Consider the following 17,302-nt stretch of genomic DNA (forward strand, 5'->3'; position numbering starts at 1 on the left):
ATTTCAACCGTGCTTAAGCTTGCCCTCTTTACCAAGCTCGGCCCGCCGGCAATCAGCGCAGATACCATAAATATAAAGGGAGTGATCCGTCATATCGAAGCCAGCTTTACGGGCTAATTCTTCTTGGCGTTTTTCAATGACTTCATCTACAAATTCTTCAATTTTGCCACAACGGACACATAAGAGGTGATCATGGTGTTCGCCACTATCCATTTCGAATACGGAATGGCCCGTGCTGCTTTGACCGCCTTCAAAATGATGGCGAGAGACAAGGCCAGCGGCTTCGAATTGGGTGAGTACACGGTAAACGGTGGCAAGCCCAATTTCTTCTCCTTGCTCGAGTAAGGCCTTATAGACATCCTCTGCGCTCATATGACGCTGAGAACTATTTTCCAGGATTTCCAGCACCTTAAGGCGCGGTAAGGTTACCTTAAGGCCAGCTTTGCGTAGGTCTTGGCTTTCCAAGGTACTGACCCTCGTTAAAGAATGTTATTTAGTGCGGCTATCAGGTATCATCACCCCCCATTACTTGAACGAGGTAGCCGCTTGCAAATCTCACTTTAATTATACGATAAATATCAATAATGCCTAAGCTTCTCATTTTTATCATTGGATGTGCAAGTGTTGCGCTGGTTGCGTGCAGTATTGAGCGTGTGCCCGGCGTTTATCGAATCGATGTCCAGCAAGGCAATGTCATTACCCAAGAGATGTTAGGAAACCTAAAGCCAGGGATGAGTAAACAACAAGTACGTTTTGTCTTGGGTAATCCGCTGTTGGTGGATACTTTCCGGCCCGACCACTGGCACTATATTTATAGCTTTAAACCGGGTAATGGGCGCCGGGAGCAGCGTACCATTACGGTGTGGTTCGAGAACGATGAGCTTTCCTATGTGAGCGGCGATGTTAAGGCCAACTCTCAGCAGGAATTACAGCGCGAAGAGGGAGACCGCGCCACCCCTATCTTGGTGCCGTCACGACAAGGGGAAGAGGGCCTGCTAAGTGGTTTGATGAATGCACTGGGTTTTGGCAATGCTCCTTCCGAGGAGACGCCGCCAGAGTCGGACGCGCTGGAAGAGGGCGAAGATACCGCCTTGCCCTCTTCCGAAGTGGACGGCAGCATTGAAGCTCCGGTTCCCTCCCGCAATTTTCCCTAAGGGGAGGGGGTATCCGCTGACCTTGTTTGCCGCGCCTGGATGGCCCGCTCCCGGCGGGCTTGTTTAGGATCGGCCACTAGGGGACGGTAAATTTCTACCCGATCACCAGGGCGGAGCGGGCCATCCCGCTTGGCCAGCTTGCCAAAGATACCCACTTTGTTTTGGTCAAGATCAATCTCGGGAAACTGTTCCAAAATACCCGAGGCCCGCATGGCAACTTCCAAAGTAGCGTTTTCAGGCACTGATACCTTAAGGATGACCTGCTTATCGGGACGGGCATAGGCCACCTCAACGGTGATCATTTTAACGTCGGCCATAACACTCTTTAGCCCGCTCACAGAAAGCATCCACCAGTGTTGCTGTGATTTCACTAAATATGGGACCTAGCGCCATGCTAATGAGGCGACTTGAAAATTCAAACTCCATGGCGAGTGAAATCCGGCAGCCTTCGGATTCACCGATGGAATCAAAACGCCAAAAGCCTTCCAGATGGTGGAAAGGCCCCTCCACCAGGCGCACTTCAATGATTTTGTTTTTTTGCAGCCGATTATGTGTGGTAAAGGATTTATGGATAGCCCCCCGGGCCAGTTCGATAGTGGCGTAGACTTCGTCCTGATCACGGCTATGGACTTGGGTGTCGCGACACCAGGGAAGAAATTTTGGGTAGGACTCGATGTCATCCACCAGAGCGAACATCTCAGCCGGGGTATAAGGGACTAAAGCGCTGCGATTTAATGTAGTCATGAGAACATACGGTTTAGCTAGTTAAGAGCACCAATAGCATGAAGAAATATAATAATAACCGCGAAGGGGGCAACAAAACGAACCAGAATAAGCCATAGCCGGTACCCTAATCCATCGCCCATATCAAATTCCTCGACACTGGAACTGCGCCACAGGACCCAGCCGGAAAATACGGCAATAAATAGCCCCCCCAGGGGCAACATAATATTAGAAGTCAGGTAATCGACCAAGCCAAAAAAGGTCATGCCGAAGAGGGTGGCGTCCGACCAATGATTGAAGGAAAGGAGGCTGCCAATGCCAAGCAACCAAACCATGCTGCCTATCCACGCGGAGGCTTTGACCCGGCTCATACCGAGATTTTCCACCAGGTAGGCGACCGCGGGTTCAATCAATGAAATCGCGGAGGTCCAGGCGGCAAAGGCGAGTAAAAGGAAGAAAAGGGCCCCAAAGAAAGACCCGCCCGGCATGTGCCCGAAGGCCAGGGGCAAGGTTTTGAACACTAACCCCACGCTTTGATCCGGGGTGAGGCCATTGGCGAAAACCAGGGGAAAAATCGCCAGTCCTGCCAGCATGGCGACTAAAGTATCGGCAAAAGAGATGGAAAGGGCGGCCCAGGCGATAGAAGTCTGACGGTTGAGATATGAACCGTACACCATGATCGCCCCCATGCCCAGGCTCAAGCTGAAAAAGGCCTGCCCCATGGCAGCCAACACTCCATTGGCGGTGAGCTGATCGAAATTAGGTTCGAACATGAACCGAAGCCCTTGGTTAAAATACTCTCCGGTGCTGATGGCATAGCCCACGAGCACCAAAAGCAAGACAAAAAGCGCCGGCATCAGGAAGCGGACCGCTTGTTCAAGGCCACTCTTAACGCCTCGGGAAACCACCACGGTGGTGATGACCATGAAGAGGGTATGCCAAGCCAGCAGCCGCTCTGGATCGTTCACCAATTGATTGAATAGGCCTTCGACATTTTCTGCGGTGGCCTCCGCAAACATACCGGCGCCGGTGCGAAAGATGTAAGCCAGGGTCCAACCAGCGATAACGCTGTAGTAGGACATGATTAAAAACCCGGCAATGACGCCGAGCCATCCCAGATATTGCCAGCGGGGACTCTTATCCTCTTCTATGGCGATAGTGCGCATGGTATTAATGGGGCTTTGGCGGCCTCGACGGCCCAGCATAATCTCGCCCATCATGATGGGAACGCCCATCAGAACAATACAGATAATATAAATGAGCACAAAGGCCCCGCCGCCATTTTCACCGGCCACATAGGGAAATTTCCAGATATTGCCCAGGCCTACGGCAGAACCGGTCGCGGCAAGCAGAAAGATCCAGCGGGAAGACCACTGGCCGTGAATAGAGGTGCGCTGGCTTGTCATCCTTTATCCTTTCGGAGAATTCATCGGAGGCCAGATTGTGGGCGAATTTTCCTTCAGGCTCAAGGTCACAGGGGCAAGGGTTCTCATGATTAACCTGTTATACTGATAGTATGGCTAAAAGCAAAAAGAAACAGTCCGGTACTCCAAGCAATACCATTGCCCTAAACCGGAAGGCCCGCCACGATTATTTCATCGAGGAGCGTTACGAGGTGGGTCTCGCCCTGGAGGGTTGGGAGGTCAAAAGCCTGCGGGCGGGGCGGGTGCAACTGAGCGAGAGTTACTGCCTTCTCAAAGGGGGGGAGGCGTGGCTGTTCGGCGCTCATATTACCCCTTTAAACACGGCCTCGACCCATATCCGCCCGGATCCCCTTCGAACCCGAAAATTGCTCCTCCATAGCGAAGAACTGCGTAAACTCATTGGGGCGGTGGAACGCAAGGGCTACGCTTTGGTGCCCCTGGCTTTATATTGGAAGCGGGGGCGGGTAAAATTGGAGATTGCTTTGGCCAAGGGTAAGCATAAGTACGACAAGCGTGCGGTTGAAAGGGAGAAAGAGTGGTCTCGGCAAAAAGAGCGGCTGCTAAAGATTCGTTAGATAGATTCTAAGCCCCTTGGCGGGGAACTTCTGTTTTGGTTAAACTGTCTTACTAGGTAAATTCGGAAGAACCGGCTTCTGACGCAAGGTGGCAGAATACGGGTTCTAAAAGTAACGAAATTTTCCCTAAATAATTCCTGAGGGGGCGACTTGGCTTCGACGCGGGTAGCAAAACCTGAGGAGCATGCCGAGGTGCGGTGACCTCGTTAATCACGCTGCAAAATTATAGTTGCCAACGACGACAACTACGCACTCGCTGCTTAAAACCCAGTAGGGTGCCGTCTGACTGAAGCCGTGCTTGTGCGTTCAGATTTCAGGCGTCGACTCTCACAAGATCGCGGTGAAGCTCTCCCAGGGCGGACCCGTTAAAACCTCACTGGGATCGCCGTTTGTCTTCCCTGCCCGTCGGGTAGCAGGCGGTTAAATTAATGATTGGGCTAAGCATGTAGAACCAAAGGCGGAGTGCTTGCGGACGCGGGTTCAATTCCCGCCGCCTCCACCAATTCACTATCCAAGAAAGTCCTTAGTTCCAGACTTTGGAGATGATCACGGCAGTCTTCATACTGGATGACATCGCCTCGTGCCTCGATGTGGCGGATTCTAGCAATGGCATCGAGAATATTTTTGCATAAGGTTGCCATGACTTGATTATAGCTCCACCGCCTCTTTCAATATCTGGTCGTGAAGATGTCTGTTGAGTTCATGCTCCGGGATCACCTCCACCCGCCGCTGGAGCAACTCTTCCAGTCGCTCCGTCAAGGGCAGGCGTTGCGCAAATAGGTCATAACCCCAGGGGAAACTCCACCAGAAAATCCACGTCGCTATCGGGCTGTTCCTCGCCCCTGGCCACCGATCCGAAAACGCGAATATGGCGGGCGCCATACTGATCACCCAACGCGGCGATGACCTCTTTTTTAGCACGCAGCTCATCCAGTAACATGGCGGTCTTTCATCACTTCATCACCCTTTCTTTCCCAAGCCCGATTATTATCGCTTCTTCGTCTCACGCGTTCTCTTCACTGATCCTGGTTTCGCTTTCGCTCCTGAACGTAACTTGACTCGGCCACGAGGGAGACAACGATGATGAATTCCAGACCTTTTCCGCTGGTGTCCGTCGGCTTCATCTCTGATATGCCTCCCGGAGCGATTCCAACAGCGGCAGCAGGACGGGAACATCGTCCTGGATAATGCTCCACAGGGTATCGTCGTCGATGCCAAGGTAACCGTGAATCAGTCGGTTACGGGTGGCGATGATCATCCGCCACGGAATTTCCGGATGTGCGGTTCTGATCTCATCCGGAATGTGGGTGGCCGCCTCGCCGATCAGCTCCAGGTTCCGCAGGGTGGCGTCGTAGTTAAGCCCACTTGCTACGAAAGCGGCCTGGTCGAGGCCGTCGGTATAGGTGAGCACCTTGCGGACGAACTCGATCATGTCATCGAGATAGAAGCGCCATTCCCGCATCGGTGCATTAGACATAGACCCGCTCCTTTTCGATATAGGGGCGCAACTCGGGGCGCAGGGCCTTCTCAGTGACCAGATCTACTGGACAGCCCAGCAGGTCTTCCAGATAGAACTGCACCCCGAAATAGCGCTTTGAGGTAGCTGGGCCGTCGAAGGCGACTAGGATATCCACATCGCTGCCGGCCTCTGCCGTATCCCGTGCCGTCGAGCCGAACAAGGCCAGGTGGGTGACGCCAAAGCGGGCCTGCAACTCCGGCTTGCTTTGGGCCAGCAATTCAAGGGCGCGTTGTCGTTTCATGGCAGTCTCCGTGTCCCACTATCAATTACACGTTATACAGCCCAGCTCTCGGCCAACAACTCCGCCTGCTTCAGAATTGTCTCGGTTGCGGTCGCCTGCTTGTCTGGCGGGTAGCCATACTTGCGTAGAATCCGCTTGACGATCACCTTCAACTTGGAGCGTACGCTCTCCTTTACCGTCCAGTCGATGGTAGCGTTCTGCTTTACTTTCTCCACCAACTTCCGTGCGATCTCGCGCAACTGGTTATCGCCAAGCACCTGTACTGCGCTGTCATTCACTTCAAGGGCGTCATAGAAGGCCAGCTCATCCTCCGTTAGCCCCAGTTTTTCGCCTCGTCGATCCGCCTCCTTGATCTCCCTGGCCAGTTCGATCAGCTCTTCGATGATCCCGGCGGCCGACAGCAGGTTGTTCTGATAGCGCTTGATGGCACTCTCCAGCATTTCGGACAATGCCCTGCTCTGCACCAGATTCTTTTTGGAGCGAACGCGAATCTCATCGTTGAGAATTTTCCTCAGCAGTTCCAGCGCCAGATTCCGATGCTGCATCCCTTTGATTTCCGCCATGAACTCATCGGAGAGAATGGAAATATCCGGCTTTTTGATCCCCGCCGCATCGAAGATGTCCACCACCTGATCGGAGACGACCGCCTCGTCTACCAACTGCCGAATAGCCGAATCCAGCTCTTCCTTGCTCTTGCCTTCGCCGCGCTCAAACTTGGCCAGCCGCGCCTTCACCGCCTGGAAAAAGGCGAGCTCGTCTTTGATGGCCATGGCCCGTTCATCCGGCACGGAGAGCGCAAACGCCTTCGCCAGCAAGTCGACCTCCTTCGAGAAACGCGCCTTGCCGTCCTCTAGAGCAAGAACGTACTCCTCTGCCTCCAGGATGATCGTCAGCTTGCCTGAGGTGTTTGCCCCGAAGTAGCGGCGGTAGTCAAATCCCGCCAGCATCTGTTGGACGACCTCGAATTTTTCCTGCATGGCGCGGACGGCATCATCAATATCCAGCGTAGGCTGGCCCTTGCCGCCGCTCTCGGTATAGATCGCTAGCACCCGCTTCAGGTCGGAGGCGATCCCGATGTAGTCCACCACCAGCCCCCCCGGCTTGTCCTTATAGACCCGGTTCACGCGCGCGATGGCCTGCATCAGGTTGTGTCCCTTCATCGGCTTGTCCACGTAGAGGGTATGCAGGCAGGGCGCATCGAAGCCGGTCAGCCACATATCCCGCACAATAACCAGCTTCAGCGGATCGCCCGGGTCCTTCAAACGCTCCCCAATCGCCTTCCGCGCCTCCTTGCTGCGGATGTGCGGCTGCATCGCCTGCGGGTCGGCACTGGAACCGGTCATGATCACCTTGATGGCACCCTGGGCATCGTCGTCGCTATGCCACCCAAGGCGTAGCGTAACGATGGCGTCGTAGAGTTCGACGCAGATGCGCCTGCTCATGGCGATGATTAGTCCTTTGCCGTCGAATATCTTCTGCCGCTCTTCAAAGTGCGCCACCAGATCGCGGGCCACGTTCTCCACCCGTTGCCGATTGCCCACAATGGCCTCTAGCTGTGTCCATTTAGCCTTGGCTTTCTCGCTCAACTCGTCCTCATCGCTGAACCCCGTTTCATAATCTGCAGCATCTTCCATGACCTGGTCGAAACGCTGATCCAGAGCCTCTTTCTCTTTTTCCTTTAACCGTACTTTGGCCAATCGGCTCTCATAGTAGATGCGTACTGTCGCGCCATCCTCCACTGCCTGAGCGATGTCATAGACGTCCACATAATCGCCGAAAACGGCCGGAGTATTCTTGTCGTCCAGTTCCACCGGGGTGCCGGTAAAACCAATAAAGGTGGCATTGGGCAATGCGTCGCGCAGATACTTGGCGAAGCCGTAAGCGGTCTTCTTGCCGACGATGTTGTCATCCGCATCCTTGATGTCCACCTCCTTGGCCTTGAACCCATACTGGCTGCGGTGGGCCTCGTCGGCGATCACCACGATATTGCGGCGGTCGGAAAGTAGCGGATAGATCGCCTCGCCATTCTTCGGCGAGAACTTCTGCATGGTGGTGAAGATAACTCCCCCCGAGGCCACCTTGAGCTTGTCGCGCAGGTCGTCCCGATTTTCTGCCTGCACTGGCTCCTGACGCAGTAATTGGCGACTGGCGGCGAAGGTATCGAAGAGCTGGTCGTCCAGATCGTTGCGATCAGTCAGCACCACGATGGTCGGGTTGTCCAATGCCAGCACCAGCTTGCCCGCATAGAAGACCATGGAGAGCGACTTGCCGCTGCCCTGCGTATGCCACACCACCCCGCCCTTGCGGCTGCCGTCCGTACCGGTAGCGTGCAGGGTCGATTCCACCGCCTTCTTCACCGCGTAGAACTGGTGATAAGCGGCAGTCTTCTTCACCGTCTCCACCGTTGTCAGCCCCGTCTTGGGGTCTTCCCGACGGGACTTCTCGAACACCGTAAAGTGGCGGATCAACTCCAGTAAGGTGGCGGGCTTCAATACATCCTGAATCAGAGTCTCCAACTGCCCGACCCGGTGCGACGCCTCCTTCTTTCCATCCGTCGTCTTCCAGGCCATGAAGCGGCTGAAGCCAGCGGAAAGTGACCCCATGCGCGCCTCCAGCCCGTCGGAAGCGACCAACAGCCCATTGGCCAAGAACAGACTGGGGATAGCATGCTTGTAGGTCTGGAGTTGTTCATAGGCAGAACGTACGGTGGCATTCTCGCTGGCGGCATTTTTCAACTCGACCACCACCAGGGGCAGGCCGTTGATGAACAGCACCAGGTCGGGCCGCTTGTTGACGTGCCCGTGGCCGGACTTGGTGGTGACGGTGAACTGATTCACTACCAGGCAATCGTTCGCCGCCGGATTGGCGAAGTCCACTAGCCAGACCTTGTCGCCCTTGGTCCGCCCTTCGTGCTGAAACTCCACCTCCACGCCATTGGTCAGGAGCCTATGAAAAGCTTCATTAGCCGCCAACAGCTCCCTAGTCGAGCCGGTCTCCACGGCCAAGCGCAAGATTTCCTTGATTGCCTGCTCCTGAGCGTCCGGCGGGATCGTCGGATTTAGCCGTGCGACCGCATCCTGCAACCGGCCCACTAGGAACTCATCGCCGAACGAGGGGCGCCCAGGGTTGGGCGCATCAGGGGCCAGATCGGCACCGTGGAGGTATTGGTAGCCCTGATTGGCCAGCAGCTCAATAGCCAGGTTCTCAATGGCCGATTCCGTCAACTTGTCCGACACGATAACCCCTTGTGATTACAATTACTTTCTATATTCACTGTGCTTCTTGGCGCGGTTCTGACCTGAAGTGGCTCTTGAAATCTTGTCTCATCGCGCCCATACTATGATTATCTCATCCACCCATGGTGGAAGGAGTTGGGCCGACGCTCCGCGTTGGCCTTTCTTATTTTGGGCGTCAGATTCTGCGGTCATATTTCTTTCGTAGTTTTCGCTTGGTGTTTCCGTATTCCACCCAAAACGAGGTAATCAGGCGCCGCCGCCCATCCGGATACTTCTTCATGATTACGACAAAGTCGTAATTCTCCAGCCAGACATAGGTCTTGACCGTCCCATCGCCTTCTTCATGGTCCCAGGCAAGCACCTCCGGCTTTTCCGGATGGTCCAGCATTGGCCGCGTCCAGGGTAACCGCTCACTTCGGCGAAAATCGGGCAGTCGATCCCCGGCTTCCTTATCGCCCCGCGATGTCAGATGCCAGAATATCTTCTCCTTCCCGTCCTCCGTCTCAGGGAAGAACCAAACCGTCTGCCCCTCATACACTGGCTGAGACGCCTTGAAGTCTCGCTCAAAGAGATGGTACAGCGCTTCGTAGGTATCGTGTCGCCAGGGATTCACCGGAAAGAGTTCCGGCAGCCATTCCGGGTGACTCATGTCCGCCACCCCTCCCGCGGCGTGAACAGAAACAAATTGAACTTCTCTTCACGTAACGGTGTTGAATGCAGTAGCGCGCGCCCAAGTCGCTCTTCCAGATAATTGATAATCGTTACCTTTGCCGCGTTACCCGCTAGCCCTCGGTGCCGATAAGAAACCGCGCCAAGCAGAAAGTCACAAATCTGGAGCAAATAGGATTCATGGGAACGAATATTCTGTAAGTGCCCGATCATCTGGCTGGTAAAGTCGTATTTGTCGTTGCACAGCACTTCCCTTAGTTTGCTCATTTTCAAGCGGCTACGGGTATCCTTGATGTCCAAATAGACGTTGTAGCACTGATCTGGACTCAGGATCTTGCTGAGCAATGAGAAATACATCTTGTAATAGAAATCGTCGTGAGAGCCCTCGTTGAAAATCACGTGGTTTAACCGCTCCTTGTGCAGCACCACCAAGCTGCGAAAATGCAGGGGTGTCTCCGCCAAAAACCAATCGACAAGCTCTAGATAAAAATCCAGCCTCGCCATTGAGACTTTGGTCCATTTCAATTCACCCGCCGCCTTGTGTCGCGACTTCATGTCCTGCATTTCCCTTGACAACCGAACAACTTCATCCCGCGGGCACCATATCGCGCCCAGCAGCATTACGAGTTGATGATCGTTTTCAAGATGGCAGGATTCATCACAATAAATGTTATAAGTTTCTCTCATGTCACCGCCCTATAGCTCTAAACCGCATTCTGCAACACTCCTTCTATTGCATTTCTGACATCCTGGAACTGGTCTCCATCCAGATCGAATTCCTGAGCGAGTGTGCCGACCCGCTCGAAACGGAATGATCTGGCATTGAGTTTTTTCTTATAGAAGCAGAGATAGGTCTGGTGATTCTCGTCGACCACATGGGCGAATGGCGAAACGCAAAAGATATCCTCTCCCAGCTCCGCATAGAGGCGGTTAGCCGTGAGCTTGGCGCCGATGTTGGCGAACTGCGTATCGGTCAGGCATAGCGGGTAATTCATGCGCGCCAGTGTATGGCCGTCAAACTTGCGGCACTTCAGATCCTTTGGCGTTGGCTCGCTCTTGCGGTACTGGATGAACGAAACATTCCGCAGTCCTCGCAGCTCATAGAGAATCGCCTTCACTTTAGGAAACAATTGCCCGAACCGCTCTTCCGACTGAGACGCATTGAGCGCGGCGATGTGTTGAATGGAGTTGCGCTCCTGGTTGAGTTGCCGCAACCCCTCGATAGCCTCTTCGCTGACGATGTCGGATATCACCAGGCAGCTAACACCGACATCTTGCTTGATCACCGCATCGACAAACCCGAGCTTATCCGCTAGTCGCTCCGACATCACGCGGTTGTAGGAGAGTGGTTGCCCGCCCACCTGGAGACCGGACAGGCCAACGTTTCGATAGAGCACCTCACCGACGGCCAGGCTGTATAGCGTGAAGATCACCGACTCCCACGTGGTCCGGAGCAGTTGCAGCCGGTGGTTGGCGTCGTCGAATCCGTGCAGGGTCTGGTGCAGGTAGTGGGCAATGGGCGCGGGGAACTCGTTAACGACGACCTCCGGGAATTCTTCGATCTGCTGATTTTTCCAGGCATCCAGCTGGTCGATGTATGCCTTCGGGTCCATCTCGAACAGCACCACGCTGGGCGTCTCCGAGTACTCGCCAATTTCGACCCTTGGATAGGTTTCGTCCAGCCAATCGTTGAATTCGGGGTTGTCGTTGAAGTCCATGTTATGCCACCCGCAGTTCGCCGGACATCAGTTTGGGGAGGAGGGTGTCGCGCAATTTGCCCAAAACAGCCATTTCGCGGCTGTTTTGCAACAGTTTCGAGAAAAGAGGCTCGATAACCTCGTCGAATTTCTCCAACACTTCCTCATCCATAAACAGGAAATCCAACTCCTTGATATCGCCTGAGTTGATACCGGGGATTGCGGCCTTGGCTCCACGGAAACGCAGCTCCTCAATAACGGGATAGCTGCTAAGCCAAAGGTAGAGGTAATTCTGATAAGTCGGTTTCTTTGCCTGAAGCCGAAATACATGTTCATTGAGGCAGGCTGTTTCATATGGGAAACCACCGCCAAACATACTGATTCGTGCATCGAAACGTCCCGGCTGACCACCGTCTTTGTAGATCAAAACGTCCCGGTCCTTAATGATTCCTCGGCGCATCTTCTCGAAGTATTCCTTCGGCACAAACTTGGTTTTTGAATAATCGTACTCGCCGATACGTGTGATGCTTTCAGCCCCGATGCTGGGCACCCCTTCAAAAAATTGGCCGACCCCGCCCTTTGGCCGGCTTCCTGTCTCAAGTTCGTCGATCAGTTCTTCAAGCTTGCCGACACGCCACCCCACCGGAATCTCCCCCAGTTCGGAGGGTTGCATCGCGCCGCCTGCCTGCCTTGTCTGGCCTGCGGCGTGTTCGCGCTGAAGCCACTTACGGCCAAACCCAGTCTTAAGCCATTGCTCGCGCTCAACCGCTAATTCTCTCGACTCGTACTGTTCCCAATGGAGGAAGCGGACCGGCTTATTGCCTTTGGTATATCGTGCCCCCTCTCCGCTCACGTGTTCATGCCATCGTTTGAGCAGGTTTCGGGTTTGGCCGATAGACATCGCGCCATTTTCGCATTCCAATACATAGACGAAGAAAAGGCCGGACTGCGGCGCAGGCAAGCCGCCAAAAGATTTGTAGCCATATTGCATGAGGGAATCGTTGGGTTTACCTGCGCCTTTCAGCCATTGGGCTGAAAGGCAGGCAGGGAACTCGAACTCCACGAACCAGCGTTTGAACAGCGCCTGGGCGATGGCCTCCAGGGTGCGGTTCTGCTTGCGGTTGAGTTCGATCTTTTCGTCGAGGGAAGAGAGGATTTCGGCGATGGCCTCTTGTTCTTTTGGATCGCTAGGAATCTCAAGCTCGATTTGCTTAATGCGCTCAGGTGAGGTATGCCTAACAGTTGATCCTGTTGCACTTCCAAGCACGTAGAATCGATATTCCCTTGAGCGCATCAGCCAATGAAGAAAGGCAGAAGAAACCTCATCGGACTTGACTAACACCAAGCCGATTCTCTGGTTGTGAAGCAGACGCTTTCCATCGAATTTTGGTACTAATGCTGAATATCCGAGCGTATCTCCATCACGACTCAAGTCCGTCATAGTTACAATTAAATCACCCTCGGCCAAAACATATTCTTCTGGCACTTCACCTTCGAAGTATTTAAGTTTCGACGCCTTGAAGCCACCGCCGATCTCAAAATTGCCTGGCGTTACCAATACGTCATTGGTTTCTTTAGTAGTTATTTCTTTTCCGGGGAATGCATACCCGTGCTTAATTTCGAGTAACGAACCAAGAATTACCGGCCTCCAATCACTCATACCCCAAACCCCACCTTCGCCAGATTTTCCCGAATCCGAGCATCCAGCGCCTGGCCCTGCGCCATCTGCGCGGCCAGTTCTTCGGTGAGCTTAGTCATCTTCTCCTCAAACGGCACGCCGTCGTCCTCCTCGTCGGGTATGCCTACATAGCGCCCCGGCGTCAGCACGTGCTTGTGCTTGCGAACGTCCTCCAAGGTCGCAGCCTTGCAGAAGCCCTTAACGTCCTCATAACCGCCGTCCTTGTTACGCCAAGCGTGGTAGGTGTCGGCGATGCGGGCGATGTCTTCATCGGAGAAGTCCCGGTTACGCCGGGTAATCATCTGGCCCAGGTTGCGAGCATCGATGAAAAGGATTTCGTCCTCGCGGTTGCGGAAATTGTGGTTGCGCCGGTCGTGGGAGATGAACCAGAGGCAGGCGGGAATGCCCGTGTTGTAAAAGAGCTTGTCCGGCAGGGCGACGATGCAGTCCACCAGCTTGGCCTCGATAATGGCCTTGCGGATCTCCCCCTCGCCGCCGCTGTTGGAGGAGAGCGAGCCGTTGGCGAGCACCAGCCCCAGGGTGCCGTTGGGGGCAAGGTGGTAGATCATGTGCTGCATCCAGGCAAAGTTGGCGTTGCCCACGGGGGGCACGCCGAACTGCCAGCGGGGGTCGTCGCGCAGCAGCTCGCCGGACCAATCGGAGTCGTTGAAAGGTGGGTTGGCGATGATGTACTCGGCCTTCATGTCCTTATGGGCGTCGTTGAGGAAGCTGCCTTCGCCGTTCCAGCGCACATTGGAGCCGTCGATACCGCGAATGGCCAGGTTCATACGGCAGAGGCGGTAGGTGGTTTGGTTGGATTCCTGGCCGTAGATGGAGATGTCGTCGATGCGCCCCTGGTGGACCTCGACGAACTTCTCGGACTGGACGAACATGCCGCCGGAGCCGCAGCAGGGGTCGTAGACCCTTCCTTTGTAGGGCTCCAGCATGTTGACCAGCAGCTTGACGATGGCCGCCGGGGTGTAGAACTGGCCGCCCTTCTTGCCCTCGGCGGCGGCGAATTCGCCGAGAAAATATTCATAGACCCGGCCGAGGATGTCCCGGCTGCGGGCGGTGGCGTCGCCCAGGCCGATCTTGCCGAGCAGATCGATCAGCGCTCCCAGGCTGGCCTTGTCCAGGTTCTGGCGGGCGTACTGCTTGGGCAGCACGCCTTTCAGGGTAGGGTTCTCCTTCTCGATGGCTTCCATGGCCTCGTCCACATCCTTGCCGATCCCAGGCAGTTTGGCGCGAGCCTGGAGATAGGACCAGCGAGCGCCCTCGGGGACAAAGAAGACGTTTTCGGCACGGTACTCGTCGGCATCCTCCGGGTCGGCCCCGGCGTATTCGCCCAACCCTTCGGATAATTTGGCGTGCAGCTCTTCGAAGGCATCGGAGATGTACTTGAGGAAGATCAGGCCGAGGACGACGTGCTTGTACTCGGCGGCGTCCATGTTCTTGCGCAGCCTGTCGGCGCTCTTCCAGAGGCTCTTTTGCAGGGGTTCCTCAGTTTTTTTCGGGGTTTTGTCGGCGGTCTTGGCCATGGGTCGATGATTCCTTCTTAATTTCCGCTCAGCGGGACGTGGGTTTCTTATCCAGGGCAACGCCGTGGCGACCGCAATAATCGCGGATCATCACCTCGATCATGTTCGCCAGGCTGCGCCGCTCCTGTTCGGCAACGGTTCGCAGCCCCTCCTTGACGGCCGGATGGATACGGACGGTCAAGGTCATGGATTTGGTTTTTGTCATCAGATGTCCCACCTTCAGAGTAGCTTTCGAATGTACTGCGGATATACTACACTGGATACACTGGACGCTTTTGGATGAGAACGGCTTTGAGCAACACGGAGAAGCAGCACGAAGAGGCTGGGATGAGTGCCGAAAAAACAACCCTTCAAAACTTTCGCTGAATTCCCGCCTGCGCGGGAATAACATGCCTTTGTTCGGAGGAAGGCAGCAGGCAATGGGCCTGGGTCTGCCGGCCACTATAATCGTATGGGTAACGGTTGGATGACCTGAATGCCCTGGGGGGAGACCCGGCAGGCGTAGGCGAGCATTTCCACTCCTTGTTCAACCGCGGAACGAAGTTTGGCGCCATAGGTGGGATCGATGTCATCGGCGGGGGTAAAGTATTGGCAATCCTCCCGTTGTACAAGGTAAAACATGACCGCGCGCTGGTGGGGAAGGCGGACGGTGGCGATCAGGTCATCCAAGTGCTTAGCGCCACGGGTGGTGACGGCATCGGGGAAGCAAGCCGCCGGTCCCTCCCTGAGGGTGACGCTTTTGACTTCCACGTAGCAGCATCGCTGGGTAGTAGGGTCTTCCAAGAGGAGATCAATCCGGGAATTTTGGCTGTAGCGGACTTCCTGGCGGACTTTCCCATAGCCTAAGAGGCGAGCTATGGAGCCTGCGGTAATGGCTTCTTTTGCCAAAGCATTGGCGCGGCCCGTATGCACCCCCACCAAACTGGTGTGAGCATTTACCAACTCCAAAGTGTAGGCTAGCTTGCGCCGGGGATTGGTGGACTGGGAAACATAGACCCCAAGGCCCGGTTCGACTAATCCCCGCATGGAGCCTGTATTGGGGCAGTGGGCGGTGATCTGTTCGCCGCTGTTAAGTTCCACTTCAGCAAAAAACCGCTGATAGCGCCGGCACAATATCCCGGGAAGTAATTTCTGGTCAAAATTCATGGGGTAGGTAACAGTTAGCTGTAATCTATGAAAACCTGCCAAAATTTAATTTTTTCTCATGGTGCTCAAGGAAAAAGATGAACGCTTCCCTAACCATTGCTGTAAGCGTCCACCCTTGCGATATGGCTTTGAGCCAGTTTATGAGTTCTTCAGGATTACAAATGCTTGTGCGCTTCATTTTGTTTTATGATAGGCGTATAAACTGATTATTTTTGACGGACATTATCTTACCAAGATGCTCCTAGCGCACAAGATTGAGTTAAGGCCCACCGTGAGCCAGGCCACGTACTTAGATAAGGCGTGCGGGTCTAAGCGCCATTGCTATAATAAATTGCTGGAGCGAAAATAAATGGAGCCAATCGTCTGCCTATCAGCACTATATCCAGGTTATCCGGCCCGAACACCCTTGGTATGAGGAAATTTCAAGCCGAGTGACGCGCAACGCCATTGATGACCTAGAGCATGCCTTCAAGCACTTTTTTAGTCGGGTGAAGAAGGGAGAGAAGCCCGGTTTTCCTAGTTTCAAGAAAAAGGACGTGAATGATAGTTTTGCCCTACGTGAGCGGACTAAATTTGAGGTCAGGGGCCGCAAGCTGAGAATCGAAAAGCTGAGCACTCTTATCCCAATGCGCCAGCGGTTGCGCTTTGAGGGAACGCCTAAGCAAGTGACTATCAGCAAGCGAGCGGGAAAATACTTCGCCTCTATTTTGGTGGACACTGAGCACTACAAAGACTATAGCCAAAAGAGAGCACCTTCTGTGGGCGTTGATTTCGGTATTCAATCACTGGCCGTGACCTCGGACGGTGAGGTTATTCCAGCCAATCATAGGTTTTTCCCTCCAGCAAGATGTGCTCAGGTTGCGGCCAAATTCATGACATCACGCTGGCAGATAGAGCGTTGGCGTGTGATTGCGGATTGACCATAGACCGCGATCTCAATGCCGCGATCAATTTAAATCAGTACCGTCGGGACACGCTCAAGCCAGACGTTAAACGCACACCAGAGTCGAGTAAGACCGCTCTAGCGGCGTCGGTGTTGACGGTGTGAATAAGGCTAGGTTTTCAGCGATTATCCTAGGCTTTTATGAGCGGAAAATAAGCCTTCAGCGGTGAACTTGCGCGGCCTCTATAAACTGCTGGATTAAGTCAGCGGTGTAATCCTGGAGATAATGTAGCTCTATGCTTCTCAGGAAGCCGGTGCGGCTTGTGGACCAGGTCGTCACCGGGATAAAGTGGCCTTGGGGACCGGCTAATTGGATTTTTTGGATCAGCTTGACTGTGATGGCGTAGGGGTAACCCGAATAGGCCCGTACTAGGTTCAGGTCTACTTGCAGCAAGGCGGCGGTAGGGGAATCTCGCGTTGCTTCAACCGGCGCTAGATTAAATCCCGCCGCTTGTAATTGTTGCGTCACCTGCTCGGTCAGTGTTGCTTTCTTTAAGCCATAACGCTGATAGTCTCGGTGAATCCCGCTAATTTCCAGGCCGAGGCTCTGTATCCCACGGGGAGGGGTAGGTAAGCTTAAAACCTCGGCATTAATGTTATCGAGGTTGATGGTCACCAGGAGCAGGACCAGAAGCCATGACAAAGGTTGTGGGGACATGATAAGGGTATTCTAGGGTTTGTCTAAGGGATGATTCTGGTTGCAGTCCATTACTATTTTGGAGGGAATAAGCAGGATCGGGTTCCCATCTCATGGGCGAG

At 54.3% G+C, this 17,302-nt stretch carries 21 protein-coding genes and 1 other RNA gene; 6 read left to right on the top strand and 16 right to left on the bottom strand.

The features are described from left to right. Positions 1-3 precede the first annotated feature (3 nt). A complete protein-coding gene (gene fur, locus NHAL_RS04340) occupies positions 4-465 on the bottom strand; it encodes a ferric iron uptake transcriptional regulator (RefSeq protein ID WP_013031952.1) in 462 nt (153 codons plus the stop codon). 119 nt (positions 466-584) lie between these two features. On the opposite strand from fur, the gene NHAL_RS19630 reads away from it, so the two are divergent. Next, positions 585-1,154, top strand: coding sequence for an outer membrane protein assembly factor BamE (locus tag NHAL_RS19630; protein WP_013031953.1), 570 nt, complete (start codon positions 585-587; stop codon positions 1,152-1,154). Here the strand turns inward: NHAL_RS19630 and NHAL_RS04350 are convergent. Genes NHAL_RS04350 through NHAL_RS04360 form a run of 3 tightly spaced genes read right to left on the bottom strand, consistent with a single transcriptional unit; the run spans position 1,151 to position 3,283 of the window. Then, positions 1,151-1,456 (bottom strand): RnfH family protein, encoded by a 306-nt coding sequence (locus NHAL_RS04350; RefSeq protein WP_013031954.1) that lies wholly within the window; start codon positions 1,454-1,456, stop codon positions 1,151-1,153. The two genes, NHAL_RS19630 and NHAL_RS04350, sit on opposite strands and share 4 nt — an antisense overlap. 1 nt (position 1,457) lies before the next feature. Continuing rightward, a complete protein-coding gene (locus NHAL_RS04355; protein WP_013031955.1) occupies positions 1,458-1,898 on the bottom strand; it encodes a type II toxin-antitoxin system RatA family toxin in 441 nt (146 codons plus the stop codon). 17 nt (positions 1,899-1,915) lie between these two features. After that, a complete protein-coding gene (locus NHAL_RS04360; protein WP_013031956.1) occupies positions 1,916-3,283 on the bottom strand; it encodes a sodium-dependent transporter in 1,368 nt (455 codons plus the stop codon). 110 nt (positions 3,284-3,393) lie between these two features. Between NHAL_RS04360 and smpB the strand changes: the two genes are divergently transcribed. Then, positions 3,394-3,876 (top strand): SsrA-binding protein SmpB, encoded by a 483-nt coding sequence (smpB, locus tag NHAL_RS04365; protein ID WP_013031957.1) that lies wholly within the window; start codon positions 3,394-3,396, stop codon positions 3,874-3,876. 141 nt (positions 3,877-4,017) lie between these two features. Then, positions 4,018-4,378: a transfer-messenger RNA gene (ssrA, locus tag NHAL_RS20145) on the top strand. Between the two features lie 279 nt (positions 4,379-4,657). On the opposite strand, the gene NHAL_RS21745 is transcribed toward ssrA, so the two are convergent. From NHAL_RS21745 to sfsA, 11 genes are all read right to left on the bottom strand, one after another. Next, positions 4,658-4,816, bottom strand: a complete 159-nt coding sequence (locus tag NHAL_RS21745; RefSeq protein WP_238985439.1) for a nucleotidyltransferase family protein — start codon at positions 4,814-4,816, stop codon at positions 4,658-4,660. Between the two features lie 180 nt (positions 4,817-4,996). Beyond that, entirely contained in the window at positions 4,997-5,353 is a 357-nt protein-coding gene (locus NHAL_RS04380; RefSeq protein WP_013031959.1) for a HepT-like ribonuclease domain-containing protein, read from the bottom strand. Next, positions 5,346-5,636, bottom strand: coding sequence for a nucleotidyltransferase family protein (locus NHAL_RS04385; protein WP_013031960.1), 291 nt, complete (start codon positions 5,634-5,636; stop codon positions 5,346-5,348). The genes NHAL_RS04380 and NHAL_RS04385 overlap by 8 nt, the downstream gene beginning before the upstream one ends. A 32-nt stretch (positions 5,637-5,668) precedes the next feature. Further along, positions 5,669-8,872 carry a type I restriction endonuclease subunit R gene (locus tag NHAL_RS04390; protein WP_013031961.1) on the bottom strand — a complete coding sequence of 1,068 codons (3,204 nt, stop codon included), beginning with the start codon at positions 8,870-8,872 and terminating at the stop codon, positions 5,669-5,671. Positions 8,873-9,047: 175 nt separating this feature from the next. Further along, positions 9,048-9,521 (bottom strand): hypothetical protein, encoded by a 474-nt coding sequence (locus NHAL_RS21465; RefSeq protein WP_013031962.1) that lies wholly within the window; start codon positions 9,519-9,521, stop codon positions 9,048-9,050. Next, complete coding sequence (locus NHAL_RS04400; protein ID WP_013031963.1) at positions 9,518-10,228, bottom strand: DUF3800 domain-containing protein; 711 nt, start codon at positions 10,226-10,228, stop codon at positions 9,518-9,520. The genes NHAL_RS21465 and NHAL_RS04400 overlap by 4 nt, the downstream gene beginning before the upstream one ends. A 17-nt stretch (positions 10,229-10,245) precedes the next feature. After that, on the bottom strand, positions 10,246-11,259 hold the full coding sequence (locus tag NHAL_RS04405; RefSeq protein ID WP_013031964.1) for a hypothetical protein: 1,014 nt from the start codon (positions 11,257-11,259) through the stop codon (positions 10,246-10,248). Between the two features lies 1 nt (position 11,260). Then, positions 11,261-12,898 (bottom strand): restriction endonuclease subunit S, encoded by a 1,638-nt coding sequence (locus tag NHAL_RS20150; RefSeq protein WP_013031965.1) that lies wholly within the window; start codon positions 12,896-12,898, stop codon positions 11,261-11,263. Further along, positions 12,895-14,454: a class I SAM-dependent DNA methyltransferase gene (locus tag NHAL_RS04420; RefSeq protein WP_013031966.1), complete on the bottom strand. Its 1,560-nt coding sequence runs from the start codon at positions 14,452-14,454 to the stop codon at positions 12,895-12,897. Before NHAL_RS04420 ends, NHAL_RS20150 begins: the two co-directional genes overlap by 4 nt. 28 nt (positions 14,455-14,482) lie before the next feature. Then, the gene (locus NHAL_RS21470; RefSeq protein ID WP_013031967.1) at positions 14,483-14,659 is read right to left on the bottom strand and encodes a type II toxin-antitoxin system antitoxin; all 177 of its coding nucleotides are present in this window, start codon (positions 14,657-14,659) and stop codon (positions 14,483-14,485) included. 236 nt (positions 14,660-14,895) lie between these two features. Continuing rightward, the gene (gene sfsA, locus NHAL_RS04425; protein ID WP_013031968.1) at positions 14,896-15,600 is read right to left on the bottom strand and encodes a DNA/RNA nuclease SfsA; all 705 of its coding nucleotides are present in this window, start codon (positions 15,598-15,600) and stop codon (positions 14,896-14,898) included. 235 nt (positions 15,601-15,835) lie between these two features. On the opposite strand from sfsA, the gene NHAL_RS21750 reads away from it, so the two are divergent. The 3 genes from NHAL_RS21750 to NHAL_RS21760 all read left to right on the top strand — a co-directional run bounded on the left by NHAL_RS21750 (position 15,836) and on the right by NHAL_RS21760 (position 16,648). Next, entirely contained in the window at positions 15,836-15,949 is a 114-nt protein-coding gene (locus NHAL_RS21750) for a helix-turn-helix domain-containing protein (protein WP_238985393.1), read from the top strand. 82 nt (positions 15,950-16,031) lie between these two features. Further along, entirely contained in the window at positions 16,032-16,520 is a 489-nt protein-coding gene (locus NHAL_RS21755; protein ID WP_238985440.1) for an RNA-guided endonuclease InsQ/TnpB family protein, read from the top strand. Next, complete coding sequence (locus NHAL_RS21760) at positions 16,448-16,648, top strand: transposase (RefSeq protein WP_238985441.1); 201 nt, start codon at positions 16,448-16,450, stop codon at positions 16,646-16,648. The genes NHAL_RS21755 and NHAL_RS21760 overlap by 73 nt, the downstream gene beginning before the upstream one ends. 55 nt (positions 16,649-16,703) lie before the next feature. On the opposite strand, the gene NHAL_RS04435 is transcribed toward NHAL_RS21760, so the two are convergent. Beyond that, complete coding sequence (locus NHAL_RS04435; RefSeq protein WP_013031970.1) at positions 16,704-17,201, bottom strand: hypothetical protein; 498 nt, start codon at positions 17,199-17,201, stop codon at positions 16,704-16,706. Between the last annotated feature and the right edge of the window lie 101 nt (positions 17,202-17,302).

It is taken from the genome of Nitrosococcus halophilus Nc 4 (genome assembly GCF_000024725.1).
Classification (GTDB): Bacteria; Pseudomonadota; Gammaproteobacteria; order Nitrosococcales; family Nitrosococcaceae; genus Nitrosococcus; species Nitrosococcus halophilus.